The 7,071-nt window shown below is 71.7% G+C and carries 5 protein-coding genes; 2 read left to right on the top strand and 3 right to left on the bottom strand.

Going from position 1 to position 7,071, the window contains the following annotated elements:
* Positions 1–464 precede the first annotated feature (464 nt).
* Together ACZ7L9_RS29425 and ACZ7L9_RS29430 are read left to right on the top strand one after the other, a co-directional pair.
* The gene (locus ACZ7L9_RS29425; RefSeq protein WP_471419851.1) at positions 465–929 is read left to right on the top strand and encodes a DUF485 domain-containing protein; all 465 of its coding nucleotides are present in this window, start codon (positions 465–467) and stop codon (positions 927–929) included.
* A complete protein-coding gene (locus ACZ7L9_RS29430) occupies positions 926–2,545 on the top strand; it encodes a sodium/solute symporter (RefSeq protein WP_471419853.1) in 1,620 nt (539 codons plus the stop codon). Before ACZ7L9_RS29425 ends, ACZ7L9_RS29430 begins: the two co-directional genes overlap by 4 nt.
* A gap of 57 nt (positions 2,546–2,602) precedes the next feature.
* On the opposite strand, the gene ACZ7L9_RS29435 is transcribed toward ACZ7L9_RS29430, so the two are convergent.
* The 3 genes from ACZ7L9_RS29435 to ACZ7L9_RS29445 form a co-directional block, all read right to left on the bottom strand.
* Positions 2,603–4,552, bottom strand: coding sequence for a protein kinase domain-containing protein (locus tag ACZ7L9_RS29435; protein ID WP_471419854.1), 1,950 nt, complete (start codon positions 4,550–4,552; stop codon positions 2,603–2,605).
* A gap of 110 nt (positions 4,553–4,662) precedes the next feature.
* Complete coding sequence (locus ACZ7L9_RS29440; RefSeq protein ID WP_471419855.1) at positions 4,663–5,556, bottom strand: cellulose-binding protein; 894 nt, start codon at positions 5,554–5,556, stop codon at positions 4,663–4,665.
* A 186-nt stretch (positions 5,557–5,742) separates the two neighbouring features.
* On the bottom strand, positions 5,743–7,071 hold a 1,329-nt coding region (locus tag ACZ7L9_RS29445), incomplete at its 5' end, for an SUKH-4 family immunity protein (RefSeq protein WP_471419857.1).

Raw genomic sequence — 7,071 nt, forward strand, 5'->3', positions numbered from 1 at the left:
GAGTGGTCGCGGCGTACGTCTGAAGTCTGGTGTTCCCAGGGGCCCCGCGCGCTGGTGCCCAGCGCAGTCTTCGGGTGGGGTTTTCCCCACCCCGCCCCCTGCGGTCAGCCGCATCCGCGGTGGGAATCGACCGCATTTCGCGGTGTAGGAACACGTTAAGGAACGAGCCCCCGCCGTCACGTCCTCCGGCCGGAGGAAACGCCCCTGGGCGGAAGTGGGGAGCACCCCCTAGGGGTCTCGGCCCCCGAGTGGAGAACCGTGTCAGGGGCAGGGCCCGAAGACCTTTCCACGAGGCTTCCGCCGGACCGGACCTCATGCGACTGAGCCATTACCGTGGGTAGTTCCGTCCAACGTCTCCCCAACTCCCCATACCGGCGAGTAATGTTCGCGCTTCCGACAGCACCACCGCACTCCTGCCTTGCCGTCCAGCCCAGGACCCGAGCCACGCAAGGAGCAGCACCCAGATGTCGTACGGAAGCCCACCCCCGTCCCCGTACTCCTCTTGGCCCGAACGGCTGCCGACGGCACCCCGACGGCACCAGCCTCCACCCCCGCAACGCCCCGAGTACCTGCTGCCCTGGCAGAGTTCGGACCCCGTACCGCCCCCGGAGCTGCCGGACCCGCCCGCCACCCCCGTGGCCGGACCCGCCCGCCCCGGCGACCTGCGTCGGCTGCGCACCGCGTACCGGCTGCTGCGGCGCATCACGACCCTGACCGCACTCGGCTACTTCGCCGCCTTTCTACTGCTCTCGGGCTTCGCCAAGGGCCTGATGGAGCGCCCCCTGTTCGGCGGCCTCACCATCGGCCTGGCGCTGGGTCTCTGTCAGCTCCCGGTGACGCTGCTCGCCGTCGTCCTGTACGAACGGACCGCCCGGCACACGGTCGACCCGCTCGCCGCCCGGCTCCGAAGAGCGGGTGCGGCCCGGTGAACGGATTCGACGACTCCGCGCAGTCGATGTCCCTGGTGGCGTTTCTCGCCGTGGCCACCGTGGCCCTGCTGCTCTGTGTGATGACCGGTCCGGACCGCGACGACCTCGACGAGTTCTACGCCGGCTCCCGCTCGCTCTCGCCCCTCCAGAACGGCCTCGCCCTCGCGGGCGACTACCTCTCCGCCGCCACGGTTCTCAGCACCACCGGCATCATCGCCCTCACCGGCTACGACGGGATGATCCTCGCCCTGAGCATCACCCTCTCGCTCGTCCTGCTGATGTTCCTGCTGGCCGAACCCCTGCGCAACGTGGGCGGGTTCACCGTGGGCGACCTGCTCGTGCGCCGCGCGCCCGGCCGCGCCGTCCGCATCACAGCCTGCGCGACCACCCTCGCCGCGCTCGTCCCGATGATGGTCGTCCAACTCGCCAGCAGCGGCGATCTGCTCGCCTTCATCCTGGGTTTCGACAGTTCGGGATTCCGCACCGGCGCCATCATCGGGCTCGGCATCCTGATGATCGCCTACGCGGCGATCGGCGGCATGAAGGGCACGTCACTGATCCAGATCGTGAAGACGGTGGTCCTCTTCGTCGCCGCGTTCACCATCTCCGTACTGGTCATGAACCGTTTCGGCTGGGACACCGGCGCCCTGCTCTCGGCCGCCCGGAACAGCAGCGGCGCCGGGGCCGGGTATCTGCGCTCGGGGCTCCAGTTCGAGGGCAGCGGACTCGACATGGTCAGCTCCGAACTGACCGTGGTGCTCGGTGCCGCCTGCCTGCCCCACGTGGCCATGCGCATGACGAGCAGCCGCTCGACCCAGGCCGTCCGGCGCTCACTGTCCTGGGCGGTCGCCGTGGTCGCCACGATCTGTCTCCTCGTCGTCGTGATCGGCTTCGGCGCGGGTGCACTCGTCGGCCACGACCGCATCACCGCTGCCGGAGCATCCGGAAACAGTTCGATCCTCCAGGTCAGCGGCGTGGTGGCGGGCGGCGGCCGACTGGGCGCGCTGATCGTCACGACGATGACGACAGCGATCTTCCTGACGCTGCTCGCCTCCGTCGCCGGCATGATCCTCGCCTGCGCGAACTCCCTCGCGCACGATCTCTTCGCCCACGGACTGCACGGGGTGCGCGACCCGAACAGAAAGCCACTGCCGGGCCTGTCCGAAATGCGTACGGCACAGGCCTCGGCGGTCACCGTCGGACTGCTCGCCATCACCCTCGCCGTCGTGGCCAGACACTGGAACGTGCAGGCACTGGCGACGCTCTCGTTCTGCGTCGGCGCGTCGGCTCTGGCCCCGGCGCTCGTCTACAGCATGTTCTGGCGACGCTTCACGCGCACCGGACTGCTCTGCACCCTGATCGTCGGCACCGTCACCGTCATGGTGCTGATCACCGGCACCAATCTGGTCTCGGGCTCACCCTCCTCGGTCTTCCCCGGGCACGACTTCAACTGGTTCCCGTTCACCACGACCGGCCTCGTCTCCATCCCCGCCGGATTCCTGGCGGGCTGGCTGGGCACGGTGCTACCCCGCCACACGGCGCCTGAGGCGCGCAGGCTGTACCAGGTCGAGGAGCCGCGCATCCTGGCGGGCGTCCCACCGGCGCCCCGGCGCTGAACACGGCGGCCGGACAGGGGCCTGTACGGCGCGCGGGCCCCACTCCCTGCGCGCCGGTCAGGAGTTGCGCCACAGCTGTGCCGGCTCCGAGGGGTTGCACGCCGCCGACTGGAAGCCGATGCTGCCGGACATCTGGAGGCAGACGCCCTCGGCGACGTTCACCAGGGTGTGACCGCTCGATGTCTTGGTCCCGATCCGCCAGACCTGGGAATCGGATGAGTTGCAGGTCTCGGCCGACAGCCCTGCATAGCCGTTCAGCCTGAGGCAGTTGCCGGAGCCCTGGCCGACGAGCTTGAACCTGCCGCCGGAGGTGGGTTTGTACGTCCACTTGTAGTAGAGCGTGGCCCCGTTGTGCGCCGGCTCGCCGCACACCTGGTTCATGATCATGGAGCCGCCGTAGGGGGAATAGGACTCACCCAGGCACCGCTTGTTGGACGCGTTCTTGAGGTAGTACTGCCCCGAGGGCGCCGGGACCTGTCCTCCACCCGAGCCGGAGCTCGAACCGGAGCCGCCCGAGGACTGGGAACCACCGGAACCGGAACCGGAGCCCGAGCCGCCGCCCGAGGACTGGGAACCACCGGAACCGGAACCGGAGCCCGAGCCGCCGCCCGAGGACTGGGAACCACCGCCACCACCGGAACCACTGCCGCCACCCGCACCACCGGCACCGTCGGAACCGCCGGAACCGGAGCCCCCGGCACCATCGGCCCCGCCCTTCCCGTCCTTGCCGCCCTTGGACTTGTCGGCGGAGCCGTCCGGCGAGGCGGAGCCCGATCCGGGCTTGGAACCGGGCGAGCGGGAGGGCGACTTCGCGGGATCCGGGGAGCCACCGCCCGCCGCCGATCCGGACGGCCCGACGGTGATCGACGGCGCCGCGGAGTCGGAGTCCGCACCGGACCCGCCGATCTGGTACGGCCCGACCACCAGGGTCAGCGTCGTACCCACGGCCACCACGACGGGGATCGCGACAAGCACCACCCGCGGGCGGCGCCTGCGCGGCTTCTCGGGGACGGCGTCGGTCGTCCCGACGTCCGGCAGGGAGGGCACCACAGCGGGGACGGGCTCCGCCGCCCGCTCCGGTTCGGGCTCCTCGGGCGGCGGCGGGTTCGCCGCGAACGCCTCGCGCTCGGTGATCCGGTCCGTGACGACCGGCGGCCACGGCGCACAGACTGCGGCGGGCACCCGTTCGTCGGCGATCTCGAAGATCTCGGCGGCCGTCGGCCGGTCCGCGGCGTCCTTGGCGAGACAGGACTCGACCACGGCGGCCAGGGCCGGATCGAGGTCCGGCAGACGCCCGAGGTCGGGTTCGGTGTGCACGATGCGGTAGAGCAGGCCCGGCCCCGACCCGTCGCCGAACGGCGGACGGCAGTTCGCGGCGAAGAGCAGCAGACCGGCCAGTGCGAACACATCCGCCGCACCGGTCAGATCCCGCTCGGCCAGGGCCTGTTCGGGAGCCATGTAGGCGGGTGTGCCGATGACCATCCCGGTCCTGGTCACCCTGGACTGGTCGGCCGCCCGGGCCACCCCGAAGTCGATCAGGGTCACACCGTCGAGCGTCAGCATGACGTTGGAGGGCTTCAGGTCCCGGTGCACCATCCCGGCCGCGTGCACCGCACGCAGACCGCTCGCCGCGTCGCGCAGCAGCCGCCACAAGCTGTCCGCGGGCAGCGGGCCCTCGTTCAGCCGCAGCGCGTCGCTCAGGGTAATGCCGGGGATGTACTCCGTGGCGAACCACGGCGGCTGCGCCGTGCGGTCACTGGCCAGCAGCCGGGCACTGACCCCGGCCGGCAACTTGGCGAGATTGTCGAGCTCGTGCCCGAAGTGGGACAGGAACTCCTTGTCCGCGGCCAGCACCGGCAGCACCTGCTTGACCGCCGCGTACCGCCCCGTCGACGCGCCTAGATAGACCCGCCCCATCCCACCGGTACCCAGAATGCCGAGCAGTCTGAAGGCGCCGATCCGCCGGGGGTCGTCCGGCTCCGTCGGCGTGGCTCCACTGCCCAGCAAAGGTGACTCTTTTTCAGCTCCCCCGCGCATGGCGTCAGGTTAGCCCAGCCTTAGACGGGCGCACGACAGTTCCTCGGCCATGCACGGGGCTGAGAAGGAAGGTGGCCGGATCAGTCCTCCGTCGGGGTCACCCGCCCGGTGAGCGCCGCGAGGGTGTTCCGTACGTGCGCCATGTGCGCCTGCACCTCCTCGCGGCCCCCCTCGTGCTCCCGCAGAATCCGCTCCGTCTCCCGGACCACCCGCTCCTCACGGACCCTGGCGGCCGCGATCAGCTCCGCGCCCTGCGCCTCCGCGTCCTCCTGACCGTGCCGTGCGGCCTCCTCCGTCTCCGCCAGCGCCCGCCGCGCCTCGGCCAGCCGGACCTCCGCCTGCTCGGTCAGTTCGCCGTGACGCGCCGTCTGCGCCACCTCGGCCTCCGCCACCTCACGTTCGGTCGCCTGCCACCGCTCGGCGTGCTCCTGCTCCTGGTGGGCCAGGACGCTCGCGGTGCTACGACGCGTCTCGGCCATCACCGACTCCGCCAGCTCCCGCAGCTCCGCTGCCTCCTCGCGGGCCTCGACGAGGGTCTGCTCGGCGGTGCCCCGGGCCGCGGACAACGTCTCGTCGGCATGCTTCTCGGCCGCCTCCCGCATCGCCCCGGCATCCGCGCGCGCCGACTCGCCGAGACCCCGGCCCGCCTCGTCCGCCGCGTCCCGCAGCGCCTGCGCCTCCTCCCGGGCGGCGCCCTGGACGGCCTCGGCCTCGCCCTCGGCGAGCGCCAGGATCCGCTGGGCGCGCTCACCGAGCGACGCGTAATCCTGCGGGGCCAGCTGCGCGACGGCCGCGCTCAGCCGCACCGACTCGGCCGACATTTCCTCCACCAGCGCGGCCAGCCGGGCCACCTGCTCCCACGCCTCGTCCCGCTCCGCCGACAGCGCGCCCACGGCCCGGTCCACCTGCTCCGGACGGTAGCCACGTCCCCGTACGCCGACGAAGCCATGCGCGGACACCGGTGCAGAACTCATCCCTGAAGCCTCTTTCCGACTCTCCGACCACCTGCATTACGTCTAAGGATGCGGCAATTGACACAGAAGTCGGAATCGACCAGTGACTTTCCGGACGGAAGCGACCGGCATCACAGACCGCACACAGCACGGCGCCCGGCCCCCTCACGGGGAACCGGGCGCCGTCCGCAGAAGGAACCTGCCGGGTCAGATGAGTCCGTCCCACATCTGTTCGAGCAGTACGGACCACCAGCTCTCCGGCGACGCCAGCGCCGCCGCGTCCAGCGCCACCAGCTGGGCCTGGAAGTCGACCGTCCAGCGGCCCGCCTGCTCCGGATTGAGCCCGAACCGCAGCCGCCACATCCGGCCGAGCAGGGCCATCGAACGCTGGAACTCCGGCAGCCCGGTGTTCACGAACTGCGGCGCCACCGGCTGCCCGCCAGGCCCTGCCTCGACCGGCACCGCCACGATGTTCGCGGTCCCGTACTGGACACAGATCGCCCGCCCGAAGTCGGACCCCATGACGAGATACGACCCGGCGTCCGGAGCGGCCTGCACCTGCCGCTGGGCGGCCAGCTCACCCAGCGTCGGCACCACCGGCTGACCCGGCTGCGCCCAGAAGAACGGCCCGAAGTCGGCGGGCAGCCCCGCCCACACCAACGTCTGTGCCACGGTCTCGGGCACACCCTGACGCGACACCGCGCGCTGATCGAAGCGGAGGATGCCCTGCGGCCCGAAGGCCTGCAGCAGCTCCTGCGCGACGGCCTCCGGCGGCACCGGCGGCACGGGCTGCATCTGCGGCAGCGGTGCCCGCACCGGCGCCGGACGCGCCGGCCCGTCCGCCACCTGATGCAGCTCGCCCTGATGGGTGAGCAGATGCTGCATGCCCTGCTGACGGCTGGCGTGATCGGTGCCGTACGGGGCGACGCTGGTGATCCGCACCTGCGGCCAGGTCTCCCGGATCATCCGCGCGCAGTACCCACCCGGCAGCTCGCACGACTCCAGCTCGGTGTGCAGCTCGATGACCTGCTGTGGCGGCACGTTCATGGCCCGCAGCTCGTGCAGCATCTGCCACTCGGGATGCGGGGTGCCGGGCGCCGAGCGGCGGATCAGCTGCTGCTCGCTGCCGTCGGGCGCGCGGTAGCGCAGCACGGCCTGATAGCCGGGGCCGACGGTCGGCCGGCCGGCGGGTGCCTGCGGATACCCGTACGCCGCAGGCTGCGGCGTGGGGGCGCCACCCTGCGGCATTCCGGGAGGACCGGGAGGACCGGGAGGACCGGGAGGACCGGGAGGCTGAGGAACGCCGGGGCCACCCATGCTCGGGTCGGCCAGCATCGTCGCGGCATGATGCACCCCACCACCGGGCGGCGGAGGCGTCGAACCAGGCGGGGCGGGAGGCGTCGGAGGACCGGGCGGGCCGGGCGGACCAGGAGGCCCGGGCGGCTGAGGAACGCCGGGGCCACCCATGCTCGGGTCGGCCAGCATCGTCGCGGCATGATGCACCCCACCACCGGGCGGCGGAGGCGTCGAACCAGG

Source organism: Streptomyces sp. NPDC111516 (genome assembly GCF_055635345.1).

Bases quoted from the DNA above. Each gene is read 5' to 3' on its own strand.
- ACZ7L9_RS29440 (WP_471419855.1), bottom strand. From the start codon at position 5,556: ATGAGTTCTGCACCGGTGTCCGCGCATGGCTTCGTCGGCGTACGGGGA.
- ACZ7L9_RS29425 (WP_471419851.1), top strand. From the start codon at position 465: ATGTCGTACGGAAGCCCACCCCCGTCCCCGTACTCCTCTTGGCCCGAA.